This window comes from Pseudoxanthomonas sp. (assembly GCF_035999195.1).
Classification (GTDB): domain Bacteria; phylum Pseudomonadota; class Gammaproteobacteria; order Xanthomonadales; family Xanthomonadaceae; genus Pseudoxanthomonas_A.
The window spans coordinates 1-16,483 of sequence record NZ_DASYGY010000002.1 but is presented as its reverse complement, the minus strand read 5'-3'; the positions used below and the strand labels follow the sequence as shown (position 1 = coordinate 16,483).

The following is a 16,483-nucleotide window of genomic DNA, read 5'->3' as shown; positions in this document are numbered from 1 at the left end:
ATGGTCATGCCGGGCGACAACGTGAAGATGGTGGTGACCCTGATCAACCCGGTGGCGATGGACGAAGGCCTGCGTTTCGCGATCCGCGAAGGCGGCCGTACGGTCGGCGCCGGCGTGGTGTCCAAGATCATCAAGTGACGTCCTGATCCGGGCGGGCGCTGCCCGCCCGGCTTTGTCGGGCCGTCATCCGCGCGAAGGCGGGGATCCATGGCCTGATGAAGCGACAAGGGCGGACCGGAACCTCGGTCCGCCTTCGCCGTCTAAGGGAAGGTTGTAGTACATCGATACGCCAGTAGCTCAATTGGCAGAGCAGCGGTCTCCAAAACCGCAGGTTGGGGGTTCGAGTCCCTCCTGGCGTGCCACTTCCTTCCCCCGGAGTCCGGAGTCTCGGTACTCCTCCAGAGCCAAAGAGCGACAACTGACTTGAACAGCAAGGTCGAACAATCCAAAGCCGCCACGCCTGCTGGCGACATCGCCAAGTACATCGTGGCGCTTGCGCTGGTCGTGGCCGGTCTGGTGGCGTGGTGGTGGTTCAATGGCCAGTGGGTCGCGCCGGTACGGGCGCTGGCGGTGGTCGCGGGCCTGGTGCTGGGTGCGCTGGTGTTCCTGCAGACCGGCAAGGGTCGCGATACGCGCGAGTTCCTGTCCGAGTCCCGCTTCGAGTTGCGCAAGGTGGTGTGGCCGACCCGTGAGGAAGCGACCCGCACGACCTGGGTGGTCGTGATCGTCGTCATCATCCTCAGCCTGATCCTGGCCGCCTTCGATTTCGGTATTCAGAAGGCGATCGAGCTGTTCCTGAATTTTGGTCGTTGAGGAGAGTGCCGCAGTGAAGCGTTGGTATGTCGTCCATGCCTATTCGGGCTTCGAGAAATCGGTGGCCCAGGCCCTCCGCGACCGCATCGTGCGCGATGGGATGGAGGAGAAGTTCGGCGACGTCCTCGTCCCGACCGAAGAGGTCGTGGAGATGCGCTCCGGCCAGAAGCGCCGTTCCGAGCGCAAGTTCTTCCCCGGCTACGTGCTGGTCCAGATCGAAACCCATGACGAGGGCGGCATCCCGCGGATGGACAGCGAGAGCTGGCATCTGGTGAAGGACACCTCCAAGGTCCTCGGCTTCATCGGCGGCACCGCCGACCGTCCCCTGCCGATCCGTGACGAGGAGGCTGCGGCCATCCTCGACCGCGTCCAGGAGGGCGTCGAGAAGCCCAAGCCCAAGGTGCTGTTCGAGCCGGGCGAGATGGTCCGCGTCACCGACGGTCCGTTCAACGACTTCAACGGCGTGGTCGAGGAAGTCAACTACGAGAAGAGTCGCCTGCGCGTCGCCGTGCTGATCTTCGGCCGTTCGACCCCGGTCGAACTGGAATTCGGGCAGGTCGAGAAGGCCTGATCCCCGCGGTCCGGCATGTTCAGCCGGCGCCGTGAAAGCCTGATATACTGCGCGGCTCCCTGACGGCGATGCCGGGCAGGCGCCGTGGCCGCCTTCGGGTGGCCATTGCTGCGTTCGAGAAAACGCGATGCCGGGACGCGTGATTTTCCCGGTCCGATGGGGAGCCTGTCACCCAGGCGCTAGCACCCGGAGAGTACTCACATGGCAAAGAAAGTTGTCGGTTACATCAAGCTGCAGGTGAAGGCCGGTCAGGCCAACCCCTCGCCGCCGGTCGGTCCTGCGCTGGGTCAGCGCGGCCTGAACATCATGGAATTCTGCAAGGCCTTCAACGCCGCCACGCAGAAGCTGGAGCCGGGCCTGCCGATTCCGGTGGTCATCACGGCCTATTCCGACCGTACCTTCACCTTCATCACGAAGACGCCGCCGGCGTCGATCCTGCTGAAGAAGGCCGTCGGCATCACGTCCGGCTCCAAGCGCCCGAACACCGAGAAGGTGGGCAAGGTCACCCGCAAGCAGCTCGAGGACATCGCCAAGGCGAAGGAACCCGACCTGACCGCGGCCGACCTGGACGCAGCGGTGCGCACGATCGCGGGCTCGGCCCGCTCCATGGGCCTGACGGTAGAGGGTTAAGAGATGGCACAGAACAAGCGACAGAAGGCCATCCTGGCCGCCGTGACCCCCGGCAAGGCGTACGCCATTGACGAGGCCCTGAAGATCGTCAAGACCGCGGTCAAGTCCAAGTTCGTCGAGTCCGTTGACGTCGCCGTGCGCCTGGGCGTGGATGCCAAGAAGTCCGACCAGCAGGTGCGCGGTTCGACCGTGCTGCCCGCCGGCACCGGCAAGTCGGTCCGCGTGGCGGTGTTCGCCCCGGCCGGCGCCAAGGCCGACGAAGCCGCCGCCGCTGGCGCCGAAGCCGTCGGCATGGACGACCTGGCCGAGAAGATGCTGGCCGGCGACATCAACTACGACGTGGTCATCGCCACGCCGGACGCGATGCGCGTGGTCGGCAAGCTGGGTACGGTGCTGGGCCCGCGCGGCCTGATGCCGAACCCGAAGGTCGGCACCGTGTCGCCGAACCCGGCCGAGGCGGTCAAGAACGCCAAGTCGGGCCAGGTGCGCTACCGCACCGACAAGGCCGGCATCATCCACTGCACCATCGGCAAGGCCAGCTTCGAGGACGAAGCGCTGAAGTCGAACCTGCAGGCGCTGCTGATCGACCTGGTGAAGGCCAAGCCGGCCACCTCCAAGGGTCAGTACCTGCAGAAGATCTCGGTCAGCTCGACCATGGGCCCCGGCGTGACCGTCGACCAGTCCTCGCTGTCCCTGAAGTGACGAACTGACCCGCGCGCAAAGCGCGCGGCTTTGTCAGTCCGTCATCCCCGCGGCTTTTGGCAGCCGAATGGCTGCTCAAGCGGGGATCCAGTGACTCGAGCTTTGAGTCACCGGAGAAAAGAAAGTCGCCGGGTTCCCGCTTTCGCGGGAACGACGGCAAAAAATTTTGAGGGCAGTCGCCCAGGCCGGGGTCCCGGTGCAAGCGACAGCCGTCAAAGACCGCAGGTGCGGTCAGCGCGCAACGACGACGGGCACGGAGGCTCGTGTTGGCAGGGAATCGCCGTCGTGGCTAGCGGGATCGCTTAATCCACCCCCGCATGGGAGTGCGCCTGCGCAGATGGTGCCGCCTTCTGGAAGTTTTCTGGTGCTGGCCGCAAGGCCGGCCAGTCAGACAGGCCACCGACGGGACCGCAAGTCCCCGGCATCCAGGATGGACGCCGTCCAGGACCGCGAACGGCAGGAGCCGCGAGCGGAGTCAATAAGTGAGGAGTGTATGGCTCTCAATCTGTCCCAGAAGCAAGAAGTAGTCGCCGAACTGGCAGACGTCGCCGCCAAGGCGCACTCCCTGGTCGCTGCCGAATACGCAGGCACCACGGTCAGCCAAATGACCGCGATGCGCAAGAAGGCCCGCGAGACTGGTGTGTTCTTGAAGGTTGTCAAGAACACCCTGGCCGTGCGCGCCATCGCCGGTACCGAGTTCGAGGTTGTCCAGGACAAGCTCGTCGGTCCGCTGCTGTATGCGTTTTCGACCGAGGAGCCCGGCGCCGCCGGCCGCCTGATCAAGGAGTTCGCCAAGGGCAACGACAAGCTTCAGCCGAAGGTCGTGTCCGTGGGTGGCCAGCTGTATCCGGCCAGCCATGTGGACGTCCTGGCGTCGCTGCCGACCCGCGATCAGGCGCTGGCCATGCTGGCCCGCGTGCTGGCCGAACCCGCATCCATGTTCGCCCGCGCCGTCAAGGCCGTGGCCGATCAGCAGGGTGGTGGCGAAGCACCGGCGGAAGCCGCTGCGGAAGCCCCGGCCGAAGCCTGAGTTCGACGTCTTTACGGTTCTACGAACCCTAATCCCAGATAATTTCCAAAGGTAAACACAATGTCCCTTTCCAACGAACAGATCGTCGACGCCATTGCCGGCAAGACCTTGATGGAAGTGATGGAGCTGGTCAAGGCCATCGAAGAGAAGTTCGGCGTCTCCGCCGCCGCCCCGGTCGCCGCTGCTGCCGGCCCGGCCGCCGCTGCCGCCCCGGTCGAAGAGCAGACCGAGTTCACCATCGTCCTGAAGGACGCCGGTGCCAAGAAGGTCGACGTCATCAAGGCCGTCCGCGCCATCACCGGCCTGGGCCTGAAGGAAGCCAAGGACCTCACCGAGGCCGGTGGCGTGCTGAAGGAAGGCGTGTCGAAGGAAGATGCCGACAAGTTCAAGAAGGATCTCGAAGCCGCTGGTGCGAGCGTCGAAGTCAAGTAAGTCGTATCCGTCGCCGGTTCACTCAGGCGACAACCCGAGGCCGGGGGCGAAAGCCCCTGGCCTTCGGTCGTTTCAACGCGTAGCGATGTAAACGCGAGTTTGTAGTTGGAAGTAGCGGCAGAAGGCGTGCTGGTGCCGGCAATACCAGCGACTTCCAACTGGAAATTCCCCCGTTCGAAAGAATGTCCCCCGTGCGGTCGCGGACGCGCGCCCCACGCTGCCAGAGGCACAGTCACATGACGACATATTCGTTCACCGAAAAGAAGCGCATCCGCAAGGATTTCGGCAAGCAGCGGTCGATCCTCGAGGTCCCATTCCTGCTGGCCATCCAGGTCGATTCCTACCGTGAGTTCCTGCAGGAGCACACCGATCCCGCCAAGCGCGAGGACCGTGGCCTGCACGCGGCGCTGAAGTCGGTCTTCCCGATCGCCAGCTACAGCGGCAACGCCGCGCTGGAATACGTCGGCTACAAGCTCGGCGAGCCCGTGTTCGACGAGCGCGAGTGCCGCAACCGTGGCCTGAGCTACGGCGCCCCGCTGCGCGTGACCGTGCGCCTGGTGATCTACGACCGCGAGTCGTCGACCAAGGCCATCAAGTACGTGAAGGAGCAGGAGGTCTACCTGGGCGAGATCCCGCTCATGACCGACAACGGCACCTTCATCGTCAACGGCACTGAGCGCGTCATCGTCTCGCAGCTGCACCGTTCGCCGGGCGTGTTCTTCGACCACGACCGCGGCAAGACGCACAGCTCGGGCAAGCTGCTGTACAGCGCCCGCATCATTCCTTACCGCGGCTCCTGGCTGGACTTCGAGTTCGACCCGAAGGACGCGCTGTTCACGCGTATCGACCGTCGCCGCAAGCTGCCGGTCTCGATCCTGCTGCGCGCGCTGGGCTACTCCAACGAGGAGATGCTCAACGAGTTCTTCGACGTCAACACCTTCCACATCCTGCCCGAGGGCGTGCAGCTGGAGCTGGTCGCCGAGCGCCTGCGCGGCGAGACGCTGAACTTCGACCTGGCCGATGGCGACAAGGTCATCGTGGAAGCCGGCAAGCGCATCACCGCGCGTCACGTGAAGCAGCTCGAGCAGTCCGGCATCGCCGCCCTGGCCGTGCCCGACGAATACCTGGTCGGCCGCATCCTGTCGCACGACGTGATCGACGCCAACACCGGCGAGCTGCTGGCCGCCGCCAACGACGAGATCACCGACGACCAGCTGGCCAAGTTCCGCAAGGCCGGCGTGGACGCCGTGGGCACGCTGTGGGTCAACGACCTGGATCGTGGCCCGTACCTGTCCAACACCCTGCGCATCGATCCGACCAAGACCCAGCTGGAAGCGCTGGTCGAGATCTACCGCATGATGCGTCCCGGCGAGCCGCCGACCAAGGATGCCGCGCAGAACCTGTTCCACAACCTGTTCTTCACCTTCGAGCGCTACGACCTGTCGAACGTCGGCCGCATGAAGTTCAACCGTCGCGTGGGCCGCAAGGAAACCACCGGCGAGGCCGTGCTGTACGACAAGAAGTACTTCGGCGCGCGCAATGACGAAGAGGCCAAGCGCCTGGTCGCCACGCTGGGCGAGACCTCGGACATCCTGGACGTCATCAAGGTCCTGACCGAGATCCGCAACGGCCGCGGCACCGTGGACGACATCGACCACCTGGGCAACCGCCGCGTGCGTTCGGTCGGCGAAATGGCCGAGAACGTGTTCCGCGTGGGCCTGGTCCGCGTCGAGCGCGCCGTGAAGGAGCGCCTGTCGATGGCCGAGTCCGAGGGCCTGACCCCGCAGGAACTGATCAACGCCAAGCCGGTGGCCGCCGCGATCAAGGAGTTCTTCGGCTCCTCGCAGCTGTCGCAGTTCATGGACCAGAACAACCCGCTGTCGGAAGTCACGCACAAGCGCCGCGTCTCGGCCCTCGGCCCGGGCGGCCTGACCCGCGAGCGCGCCGGCTTCGAAGTGCGCGACGTGCACCCGACCCATTACGGCCGCGTCTGCACCATCGAGACGCCGGAAGGCCCGAACATCGGCCTGATCAACTCGCTGGCCGTGTACGCGCGCACCAACAGCTACGGCTTCCTCGAGACGCCGTACCGCAAGGTCGTGGACGGCGTGATCACCGACGAGATCGAGTACCTGTCGGCGATCGAGGAGAACGAATACGTCATCGCGCAGGCCAACGCGCTGCATGACGCCAAGAGCCGCCTGACCGAGCAGTTCGTGCCGTGCCGCTTCCAGGGCGAATCGCTGCTGAAGCCGCCGAGCGAAGTCGACTACATGGACGTCTCGCCGATGCAGACCGTGTCGGTCGCCGCGGCGCTGGTGCCGTTCCTGGAGCACGACGACGCCAACCGCGCACTGATGGGCGCCAACATGCAGCGCCAGGCCGTGCCGACGCTGCGTGCGCAGAAGCCGCTGGTCGGTACCGGCATCGAGCGCGCCGTGGCGCGCGACTCCGGCGTGACCGTCAACGCCCGCCGTGGCGGCGTGGTCGAGCAGATCGATGCGGGCCGCATCGTGGTGAAGGTCAACGAAGTCGAGATCTCCGGCGAAACCGATGCCGGCGTCGACATCTACTCGCTGATCAAGTACACGCGCTCCAACCAGAACACCTGCATCAACCAGCGTCCGCTGGTGAACGTGGGCGACGTGGTCGCGCGCGGCGACGTGCTGGCCGACGGTCCCTCGACTGACATCGGCGAGCTGGCGCTGGGCCAGAACATGCTGATCGCGTTCATGCCGTGGAACGGCTACAACTTCGAAGACTCCATCCTGCTTTCCGAGCGCGTGGTGGAAGAGGATCGCTACACCACGATCCACATCGAAGAGCTGACCTGCGTCGCGCGCGATACGAAGCTGGGGCCGGAGGAAATCTCCGCCGACATCCCGAACGTCTCCGAGCAGGCGCTGAACCGCCTCGACGAGAGCGGCGTGGTGTACATCGGTGCGGAAGTGCGCGCCGGCGACATCCTGGTCGGCAAGGTCACGCCGAAGGGCGAAAGCCAGCTGACCCCGGAAGAGAAGCTGCTGCGCGCCATCTTCGGCGAGAAGGCCTCGGACGTGAAGGACAGCTCGCTGCGCGTGCCGCCGGGCATGGACGGCACCGTCATCGACGTGCAGGTCTTCACCCGCGACGGCATCGAGAAGGACAAGCGTGCGCGCCAGATCGAGGAAAACGAGATCAAGCGCGTCAAGAAGGACTTCGACGACCAGTTCCGCATCCTGGAAGGCGCCATCTACGCCCGCCTGCGTTCGCAGCTGGTCGGCAAGATCGCCAACGGCGGTCCGGGCAACCTGAAGAAGGGCGACGCGATCACCGACGCCTACCTCGACAGCCTGAAGAAGTCCGACTGGTTCACCCTGCGCATGAAGGACGATGACGCGTCCGACGCCATCGAGCGCGCCCAGATGCAGATCCAGGCGCACGAGAAGGAGTTCGAGCGTCGCTTCGCCGACAAGCGCGGCAAGATCACGGCCGGCGACGACCTCGCCCCGGGCGTGCTGAAGATGGTCAAGGTCTACCTGGCCGTGAAGCGGCGCATCCAGCCGGGCGACAAGATGGCCGGCCGCCACGGCAACAAGGGTGTCGTCTCGACCATCGTGCCCGTCGAGGACATGCCCTACATGGCCACCGGCGAGACCGTCGACATCGTGCTGAACCCGCTGGGCGTGCCGTCGCGCATGAACATCGGCCAGGTGCTGGAAGTGCACCTGGGCTGGGCCGCCAAGGGCCTGGGTCGCAAGATCCAGGAGATGCTGGACGCCCAGGCCAAGGTCGCCGACCTGCGCAAGTTCCTGACCCAGATCTACAACCACGACCAGAAGCTGGGCGAGGACCGCGTGGACTTGGACCAGTTCAGCGATGCCGAACTGATCGCGCTGGCCAAGAACCTGACCGACGGCGTGCCGATGGCGACGCCGGTGTTCGACGGCGCGGCGGAAACCGAGATCAAGCACATGCTTGACCTCGCGGGCCTGCCGATCAGCGGCCAGACGCAGCTGTACGACGGCCGTACCGGCGAGGCGTTCGATCGCCACACCACGGTCGGCTACATGCACATGCTGAAGCTGAACCACCTGGTCGACGACAAGATGCACGCGCGTTCGACCGGTCCGTACTCGCTCGTCACCCAGCAGCCGCTGGGCGGCAAGGCGCAGTTCGGCGGCCAGCGCTTCGGTGAAATGGAAGTCTGGGCGCTGGAAGCCTACGGCGCGGCGCACACCCTGCAGGAAATGCTGACGGTCAAGTCGGACGACGTGCAGGGCCGCAACCAGATGTACAAGAACATCGTCGACGGCGCCCACGAGATGGTCGCGGGCATGCCGGAATCCTTCAATGTGCTGGTGAAGGAAATCCGCTCGCTCGCCATCAACATGGAACTGGAAGACTGACCGATAGGGCGCGGCGGCACTGACCTGCCGCTGCGCCGATTGACTCCGGTCATCCCGCCATCGACCAAGATTCCTCCTGACGGAGAAACACCATGAAAGACCTGCTCAACCTCTTCAACCAGCAGCGCCAGACGCTGGACTTCGACGCGATCAAGATCGCGCTGGCCTCGCCGGACCTGATCCGTTCGTGGTCCTTCGGCGAAGTGAAGAAGCCGGAAACCATCAACTACCGCACCTTCAAGCCGGAACGCGACGGCCTGTTCTGCTCGGCCATCTTCGGCCCGATCAAGGATTACGAGTGCCTGTGCGGCAAGTACAAGCGCATGAAGCACCGCGGCGTGGTCTGCGAGAAGTGCGGCACGGAAGTGACGCTGGCCAAGGTGCGCCGCGAGCGCATGGGCCACATCGACCTGGCCAGCCCGGTCGCGCACATCTGGTTCCTCAAGTCGCTGCCGTCGCGCATCGGCCTGATGCTGGACATGACCCTGCGCGACATCGAGCGCGTGCTGTACTTCGAAGCCTACGTCGTTACCGAGCCGGGCCTGACCTCGCTTGAGCGCCGCCAGCTGCTGACCGAAGAGCAGTTCATGCAGGCGCGCCAGGAACACGGCGACGACTTCGACGCCGCCATGGGCGCCGAGGCCGTCTACGACCTGCTGCGCACGATCGACCTGCAGGCGGAGATGGTGAACCTGCGCGAGGACATCGCCAGCACCGGTTCCGAGACCAAGCTCAAGCGCCTCACCAAGCGCATCAAGCTGATGGAAGCGTTCCTGGAATCGGGCAACCGTCCTGAATGGATGGTCATGACCGTGCTGCCGGTGCTGCCGCCGGACCTGCGTCCGCTGGTCCCGCTGGACGGCGGCCGCTTCGCGACCTCCGACCTCAACGACCTGTACCGCCGCGTCATCAACCGCAACAACCGCCTGCGTCGCCTGCTGGAGCTCAATGCGCCGGACATCATCGTGCGCAACGAAAAGCGCATGCTGCAGGAGTCGGTCGATGCCCTGATGGACAACGGCCGTCGCGGCCGCGCCATCACCGGCACCAACAAGCGCCCGCTGAAGTCGCTGGCCGACATGATCAAGGGCAAGCAGGGCCGCTTCCGCCAGAACCTGCTGGGCAAGCGCGTCGACTACTCGGGCCGTTCGGTCATCGTGGTCGGCCCGACCCTGCGCCTGCACGAGTGCGGCCTGCCGAAGAAGATGGCGCTGGAGCTGTTCAAGCCGTTCGTCTTCGCGAAGCTGCAGCGTCGTGGCCTGGCCACCACCATCAAGGCCGCCAAGAAGCTGGTCGAGCGCGAAGAAGCCGACGTCTGGGACATCCTGGAAGAGGTCATCCGCGAGCACCCGGTGCTGCTGAACCGTGCGCCGACGCTGCACCGCCTGGGCATCCAGGCGTTCGAGCCGGTGCTGATCGAAGGCAAGGCCATCCAGCTGCATCCGCTGGTCTGCACCGCGTTCAACGCCGACTTCGACGGTGACCAGATGGCCGTGCACGTGCCGCTGTCGCTGGAAGCGCAGCTGGAAGCGCGCGCGCTGATGATGTCGTCCAACAACATCCTGTCGCCGGCCAACGGCGAGCCGATCATCGTGCCGTCGCAGGACGTCGTGCTGGGCCTGTACTACATGACCCGCGCGCTGGAGAACAAGAAGGGCGAGGGCATGGCGTTCGCCAACATCGCCGAGGTCAAGCGCGCCTACGACAACCGCGCCGTCGAGCTGCATGCCAAGGTCAAGGTCCGCATCAGCGGTACCGTGATCGACGAGCAGGGTGGCCGCAGCCAGCAGAGCAGCATCGTGGACACCACGATCGGTCGCGCGCTGCTGGCCGAGATCCTGCCGGAAGGCCTGCCGTTCGCGCTGGTCAACACCGAGTTGAACAAGAAGGCCATCAGCCGCCTGATCAACTCCAGCTACCGCATGCTGGGCCTGAAGGACACGGTAGTGTTCGCCGACAAGCTGATGTACACCGGTTTCGCGTACGCCACGCGTGCCGGCGTCTCCATCGGCATCGACGACATGCTGATCCCGGCCGAGAAGAAGGGCATCCTGGGCGAAGCCGAACAGGAAGTGCTGGAGATCCAGGAGCAGTACCAGAGCGGTCTGGTCACCGCCGGCGAGCGCTACAACAAGGTGGTCGACATCTGGTCGCGCACCAACGAGCGCATCGCCAAGGCGATGATGGACACCATCGGTACCGACAAGGTGCAGAACGCCAAGGGCGAGACCATCAACGAGAAGTCGATGAACTCGCTGTACATCATGGCCGACTCCGGTGCCCGTGGTAGCCAGGCGCAGATCCGCCAGCTGGCCGGCATGCGCGGCCTGATGGCCCGTCCCGACGGTTCGATCATCGAGACGCCCATCAAGGCGAACTTCCGCGAAGGCCTGAACGTGCAGGAGTACTTCAACTCCACCCACGGTGCCCGCAAGGGCCTGGCCGATACCGCGCTGAAGACGGCGAACTCCGGTTACCTGACCCGTCGCCTGGTCGACGTGGCGCAGGACGTGGTGATCACCGAGGTCGACTGCGGCACGCAGGAAGGCCTGACCATGACCCCCATCGTCGAAGGCGGCGACGTGGTCGAGCCGCTGCGCGACCGCGTGCTGGGCCGCATCGTGGCCGAGGACGTGTTCCTGCCGGGCAACGACGAGGATCCCATCGTCACCCGCAACACTCTGCTCGACGAAGCCTGGGTGCAGAAGCTGGAAGACGCCGGCGTGCAGTCGCTGAAGGTGCGTTCCACCATCACCTGCGAATCCGACTTCGGCGTCTGCGCGCACTGCTACGGCCGCGACCTGGCCCGTGGCCACATCGTCAACATCGGCGAAGCGGTCGGCGTCATCGCCGCGCAGTCGATCGGCGAGCCCGGCACGCAGCTGACGATGCGCACGTTCCACATCGGTGGTGCCGCGTCGCGTGCCGCCGCCGTGGACAACATCACCGTCAAGACGACCGGTTCGATCAAGTTCAACAACCTCAAGTTCGTCGAGCACGCCAACGGCAGCCTGGTCGCGGTCTCGCGCTCGGGCGAACTGTCGGTGCTCGATGGCCACGGTCGCGAGCGCGAGCGCTACAAGCTGCCCTACGGCGCCACCATCAACGTCAAGGACGGCGACCAGATCACCGCCGGCCAGGCCGTGGCGAACTGGGACCCGCACAACCACCCGATCGTGTCGGAAGTGGCGGGCTTCGTGCGCTTCGTGGACTTCGTCGACGGCGTCACCGTCATCGAGAAGACCGACGACCTGACCGGCCTGGCCTCGCGCGAGATCACCGATCCGAAGCGTCGCGGTTCGCAGGGCAAGGACCTGCGGCCGATCATCCGCATCGTGGACAAGGACGGCAAGGACCTGAGCATCCCGGGGACCGACCTGCCGGCGCAGTACCTGCTGCCGCCGCGCTCGATCGTCAACCTGCAGGACGGCGCGCCCGTCGGCGTTGGCGACGTGGTCACCAAGGTGCCGCAGGAAGCGTCCAAGACCCGCGACATCACCGGTGGTCTGCCGCGCGTGGCCGACCTGTTCGAAGCCCGCAAGCCGAAGGATCCGGCGATCCTGGCCGAGCGCTCCGGCGTCATCAGCTTCGGCAAGGACACCAAGGGCAAGCAGCGCCTGATCATCAAGGACACCGACGGTTCGGAGCACGAGGAGCTGATCCCGAAGTTCCGCCAGATCATCGTGTTCGAAGGCGAGCACGTGGCCAAGGGCGAAACCATCGTGGACGGCGAGCCGAGCCCGCAGGACATCCTGCGCCTGCTGGGCGTCGAGCCGCTGGCGGCCTACCTGGTCAAGGAAATCCAGGACGTCTACCGCTTGCAGGGCGTGAAGATCAACGACAAGCACATCGAGGTGATCACCCGCCAGATGCTGCGCAAGGTCGAGATCACCGATGCCGGCAACAGCAAGTTCCTGTCGGGCGAGCAGGTCGAGAAGCAGCGCGTGATCGAGGAGAACGCCAAGCTGATCGCCCGCAACGAGATCCCGGCCAAGTACGACCCGGTCCTGCTGGGCATCACCAAGGCGTCGCTGGCGACCGAGTCGTTCATCTCGGCGGCCTCGTTCCAGGAGACCACCCGCGTGCTGACCGAGGCGGCCGTCCGCGGTACCCGCGACAGCCTGCGCGGCCTGAAGGAAAACGTCATCGTGGGTCGCCTGATCCCGGCCGGTACCGGCCTGGCGTACCACAACCAGCGCCGCCGCAACGCCTCCGGTCTGACCGAGGCCGAGGTGAACGCCCTGTCGGGTGGTGTCGTCGAGGCGGCTCCGGCTGCTGCGGTCGCCACCACTGACGAAGCCGGCGAGGAGTCCAGCGCCAGCTAAACCGTACGACCTGACGGCCCCTGGGCCGTCCCAGACCACGAAAAGAGGCGCAGGACGCGCCTCGTTTTCGGCCCAGGAAGGGCGGGATCACAGTCAGTTGGCAGGCACCCACCCCCGTCGCGTTGACGGTTGGGCGGGTTGCCGGCTATACTTTTCCGTCTAGGTGGGCCGTCTTGCGGCCTGCCTTCGTTTTCATGTCAAACAAGGCTCCGGCCTTCACACGAAGAATCCACTATGGCAACCGTCAATCAGCTGGTCCGCAAGCCGCGGCAGGCCCCCACGTACAAGAGCCAGTCGCCCGCGCTGGACAACTGCCCGCAGCGTCGCGGCGTGTGCACCCGCGTCTACACGACGACCCCGAAGAAGCCGAACTCGGCCCTTCGCAAGGTCGCCAAGGTGCGCCTGACCAACCAGGAAGAAATCATCAGCTACATCGGCGGTGAAGGCCACAACCTGCAGGAGCACTCCGTGGTGCTCGTGCGCGGCGGTCGCGTGAAGGACCTGCCGGGCGTGCGCTACCACACCGTGCGCGGCTCGCTCGACGCCTCGGGCGTCGCCAAGCGCCGCCAGGGCCGTTCCAAGTACGGCGCCAAGCGTCCCAAGGCTTAAGGAAAAAGAATCATGTCGCGCAAAGGCTCTGCCCCCCAACGTGAAATCCTGCCGGACCCCAAGCACGGCAGCCAGACGATCGCCCGCTTCATCAACATGGTGATGCTGAGCGGCAAGAAGTCGGTCGCCGAGAAGATCGTCTACGGCGCCATGGACGTCATCGGCGAGAAGAACCCCAACGCCCTCGAACTGGTCGAGAAGGCGCTGGACAACGTGTCCCCGGCGGTCGAAGTGAAGTCGCGCCGCGTCGGCGGCGCCACCTACCAGGTGCCGGTCGAAGTGCGTTCGTCGCGCCGCATGGCGCTGGCGATGCGCTGGCTGATCGAGTCCGCGCGCAAGCGTGGCGAGAACACCATGCCGCGCAAGCTGGCCGCCGAGCTGCTGGATGCCTCCGAGAACCGCGGCGGCGCCATCAAGAAGCGCGAAGAGACCCACCGCATGGCGGAGGCGAACAAGGCGTTCGCGCACTACCGCTGGTAACGGCCTCCGGGCCCTTGAATGCAAGGGCCTTCGGCACCATCCAGGTGCCCTTGGGACGCTTCCGGCGTCCCGCTCCGAAGGCCGCCGAAAGGCGGCATTCGGCCATCTAAGATCCGCCCTCCACGGAAGGCCCACGCATCCTGCTGGCCCTCCATCAGAAAAGAGAGACTGTCGTGGCTCGCACCACTCCCATCGAGCGTTACCGCAATTTCGGCATCATGGCGCACATCGACGCCGGCAAGACCACCACGTCCGAGCGCATCCTGTTCTACACCGGCGTCAGCCACAAGATCGGTGAAGTGCACGACGGTGCCGCGACCATGGACTGGATGGAGCAGGAGCAGGAGCGCGGCATCACCATCACGTCCGCCGCCACCACGGCGTTCTGGACCGGCATGGACAAGTCCCTGCCGCAGCACCGCTTCAACATCATCGATACCCCCGGCCACGTGGACTTCACCATCGAAGTCGAACGTTCGCTGCGCGTGCTCGACGGCGCGGTGTTCGTGCTGTGCGCCGTCGGTGGCGTGCAGCCGCAGTCCGAGACCGTGTGGCGCCAGGCCAACAAGTACGCCGTGCCGCGCCTGGCCTTCGTCAACAAGATGGACCGCACGGGCGCCAACTTCGACAAGGTCGTCGACCAGCTGAAGACCCGCCTGGGCGCGTACCCGGTGCCCATGCAGGTGCCGGTCGGCGCCGAAGACGGCTTCGAGGGTGTCATCGACCTGCTCAAGATGAAGTACATCCATTGGGATGTCGCCTCGCAGGGCACCAAGTTCGAATACCGCGACATCCCGGCCGAGCTGGCCGACCGCGCGGCGAAGGACCGTGCCTTCATGGTGGAGGCTGCGGCCGAGGCCAGCGAAGAGCTGATGGACAAGTACCTCAACGAGGGCGACCTGTCGGAGGCCGAGATCATCGCCGGCCTGCGCGAGCGCACCCTGAAGGTGGAAGTGATCCCGGTCTACTGCGGCAGCGCGTTCAAGAACAAGGGCGTGCAGGCCATGCTCGACGGCGTGATCCAGCTGCTGCCGTCGCCGTCGGACCGTCCGCCGGTGCAGGGCGTGGACGAGAACGAGAAGGAAGACAGCCGCAAGGCCGGCGACAACGAGCCGTTCTCGGCGCTGGCGTTCAAGATCATGACCGACCCGTTCGTCGGTTCGCTGACGTTCTTCCGTGTCTACTCGGGCGTGCTGAACTCCGGCGACCAGGTGTACAACCCGGTCAAGTCGAAGAAGGAGCGCGTGGGTCGCATCCTGCAGATGCATTCCAACCAGCGCGACGAGATCAAGGAAGTGCGCGCGGGCGACATCGCGGCGGCGGTGGGCCTGAAGGACGTCACCACCGGCGACACGCTGTGCGCGCAGGACCACATCATCACGCTTGAGCGCATGGTGTTCCCGGAGCCCGTCATCTCGATGGCGGTGGAGCCGAAGACCAAGTCCGACCAGGAGAAGATGGGTCTGGCCCTGGGCCGTCTGGCGCAGGAAGATCCCTCGTTCCGTGTGCGCACCGACGAAGAGTCCGGCCAGACCATCATCTCCGGCATGGGCGAGCTGCACCTGGAAATCATCGTCGACCGCATGAAGCGCGAGTTCAACGTGGAAGCCAACGTGGGCAAGCCGCAGGTGGCCTATCGCGAGACCATCCGCAAGGCGGTGAAGCAGGAAGGCAAGTTCGTGCGCCAGTCGGGCGGTCGCGGCCAGTACGGCCACATCGTCATCGAAATGTCGCCGGTCGAGCGTGGCGTCGGTTTCTCGTACGAGAGCGCCATCGTCGGTGGCGTGGTGCCGAAGGAATACGTGGCGGCCGCGGGCAAGGGCATCGAGGACGCCATGAAGAGCGGTCCGCTGGCCGGCTTCCCGGTCGTGGACGTCGCCATCAAGGCGGTCGACGGCTCGTTCCATGACGTCGACTCCAACGAAATGGCGTTCAAGGTCGCCGGCTCGATGGCCTTCAAGGAAGCTTTCAGCAAGGCCCAGCCGGTCCTGCTGGAGCCGATGATGAAGGTCGAGATCGTCACCCCGGAAGACTACCTGGGCGACGTGATGGGCGACGTGAGTCGTCGTCGCGGCATCCTGCAGGGCCAGGACGACAGTCCGTCCGGCAAGGTGATCAACGCGATGGTGCCGCTGGGCGAAATGTTCGGCTACGCCACCACGCTGCGCTCGATGTCGCAGGGTCGCGCCACGTTCTCGATGGAGTTCGACCACTACGCGGAAGCGCCGGCCAACATCGCCGACGCGGTCGTCAAGAAGAACTAAAAGCGGTGATTGGCGATCCGGGATCCGTGATTCGCGAGAACACGGGTCCCGCTCCAGGCCAATCACTAGTCACGAATCACGAATCACAGAGGTAAAGACCATGGCAAAGGGTAAGTTCGAACGCACCAAGCCCCACGTGAACGTGGGCACGATTGGTCACGTTGACCACGGCAAGACGACGCTGACGGCGGCGCTGACGAAGATCGGCGCGGAGCGTTTCGGTGGCGAGTTCAAGGCCT

Annotated in this window: 12 protein-coding genes, 1 tRNA gene and 1 pseudogene; all 14 read left to right on the top strand. The window is 65.3% G+C overall.

Features of this window, described 5'->3' with window-relative positions; all coding sequences use genetic code 11:
- Window positions 1-138 (top strand): annotated as a pseudogene (locus VGN58_RS00620) (elongation factor Tu); the annotation flags it as partial.
- A 148-nt stretch (window positions 139-286) separates the two neighbouring features.
- A tRNA-Trp gene (locus VGN58_RS00615) sits at window positions 287-362 on the top strand.
- A 61-nt stretch (window positions 363-423) separates the two neighbouring features.
- Window positions 424-813: a preprotein translocase subunit SecE gene (gene secE, locus VGN58_RS00610; RefSeq protein WP_327480615.1), complete on the top strand. Its 390-nt coding sequence runs from the start codon at window positions 424-426 to the stop codon at window positions 811-813.
- A gap of 13 nt (window positions 814-826) precedes the next feature.
- On the top strand, window positions 827-1,384 hold the full coding sequence (gene nusG / locus VGN58_RS00605) for a transcription termination/antitermination protein NusG (RefSeq protein WP_327480613.1): 558 nt from the start codon (window positions 827-829) through the stop codon (window positions 1,382-1,384).
- 201 nt (window positions 1,385-1,585) lie between these two features.
- Window positions 1,586-2,014, top strand: a complete 429-nt coding sequence (gene rplK / locus VGN58_RS00600) for a 50S ribosomal protein L11 (protein WP_055945202.1) — start codon at window positions 1,586-1,588, stop codon at window positions 2,012-2,014.
- 3 nt (window positions 2,015-2,017) lie between these two features.
- Entirely contained in the window at window positions 2,018-2,716 is a 699-nt protein-coding gene (rplA, locus tag VGN58_RS00595) for a 50S ribosomal protein L1 (protein WP_296282928.1), read from the top strand.
- A gap of 493 nt (window positions 2,717-3,209) precedes the next feature.
- Window positions 3,210-3,746: a 50S ribosomal protein L10 gene (rplJ, locus tag VGN58_RS00590; RefSeq protein ID WP_162338039.1), complete on the top strand. Its 537-nt coding sequence runs from the start codon at window positions 3,210-3,212 to the stop codon at window positions 3,744-3,746.
- A 60-nt stretch (window positions 3,747-3,806) separates the two neighbouring features.
- Window positions 3,807-4,178, top strand: a complete 372-nt coding sequence (gene rplL, locus VGN58_RS00585; protein WP_327480605.1) for a 50S ribosomal protein L7/L12 — start codon at window positions 3,807-3,809, stop codon at window positions 4,176-4,178.
- Between the two features lie 236 nt (window positions 4,179-4,414).
- Window positions 4,415-8,566, top strand: coding sequence for a DNA-directed RNA polymerase subunit beta (rpoB, locus tag VGN58_RS00580; RefSeq protein WP_327480603.1), 4,152 nt, complete (start codon window positions 4,415-4,417; stop codon window positions 8,564-8,566).
- A 92-nt stretch (window positions 8,567-8,658) separates the two neighbouring features.
- On the top strand, window positions 8,659-12,891 hold the full coding sequence (gene rpoC / locus VGN58_RS00575) for a DNA-directed RNA polymerase subunit beta' (protein WP_327480601.1): 4,233 nt from the start codon (window positions 8,659-8,661) through the stop codon (window positions 12,889-12,891).
- A gap of 234 nt (window positions 12,892-13,125) precedes the next feature.
- Entirely contained in the window at window positions 13,126-13,500 is a 375-nt protein-coding gene (gene rpsL / locus VGN58_RS00570) for a 30S ribosomal protein S12 (RefSeq protein ID WP_055945224.1), read from the top strand.
- Window positions 13,501-13,512: 12 nt separating this feature from the next.
- A complete protein-coding gene (rpsG, locus tag VGN58_RS00565) occupies window positions 13,513-13,980 on the top strand; it encodes a 30S ribosomal protein S7 (RefSeq protein WP_055945227.1) in 468 nt (155 codons plus the stop codon).
- A 173-nt stretch (window positions 13,981-14,153) separates the two neighbouring features.
- Entirely contained in the window at window positions 14,154-16,244 is a 2,091-nt protein-coding gene (gene fusA, locus VGN58_RS00560; protein WP_327480598.1) for an elongation factor G, read from the top strand.
- Between the two features lie 100 nt (window positions 16,245-16,344).
- Window positions 16,345-16,483: GTP-binding protein (locus VGN58_RS00555; RefSeq protein WP_238482135.1), on the top strand; the 139-nt coding region annotated here is incomplete at its 3' end.

What these genes read in the sequence shown, in the direction of transcription:
- rpoB (WP_327480603.1), top strand. Translation starts at nt 4,415, where the DNA reads ATGACGACATATTCGTTCACCGAAAAGAAGCGCATCCGCAAGGATTTC.
- rplJ (WP_162338039.1), top strand. Translation starts at nt 3,210, where the DNA reads ATGGCTCTCAATCTGTCCCAGAAGCAAGAAGTAGTCGCCGAACTGGCA.
- rplA (WP_296282928.1), top strand. Translation starts at nt 2,018, where the DNA reads ATGGCACAGAACAAGCGACAGAAGGCCATCCTGGCCGCCGTGACCCCC.
- rplK (WP_055945202.1), top strand. Translation starts at nt 1,586, where the DNA reads ATGGCAAAGAAAGTTGTCGGTTACATCAAGCTGCAGGTGAAGGCCGGT.
- rpoC (WP_327480601.1), top strand. Translation starts at nt 8,659, where the DNA reads ATGAAAGACCTGCTCAACCTCTTCAACCAGCAGCGCCAGACGCTGGAC.
- rpsG (WP_055945227.1), top strand. Translation starts at nt 13,513, where the DNA reads ATGTCGCGCAAAGGCTCTGCCCCCCAACGTGAAATCCTGCCGGACCCC.
- rpsL (WP_055945224.1), top strand. Translation starts at nt 13,126, where the DNA reads ATGGCAACCGTCAATCAGCTGGTCCGCAAGCCGCGGCAGGCCCCCACG.
- rplL (WP_327480605.1), top strand. Translation starts at nt 3,807, where the DNA reads ATGTCCCTTTCCAACGAACAGATCGTCGACGCCATTGCCGGCAAGACC.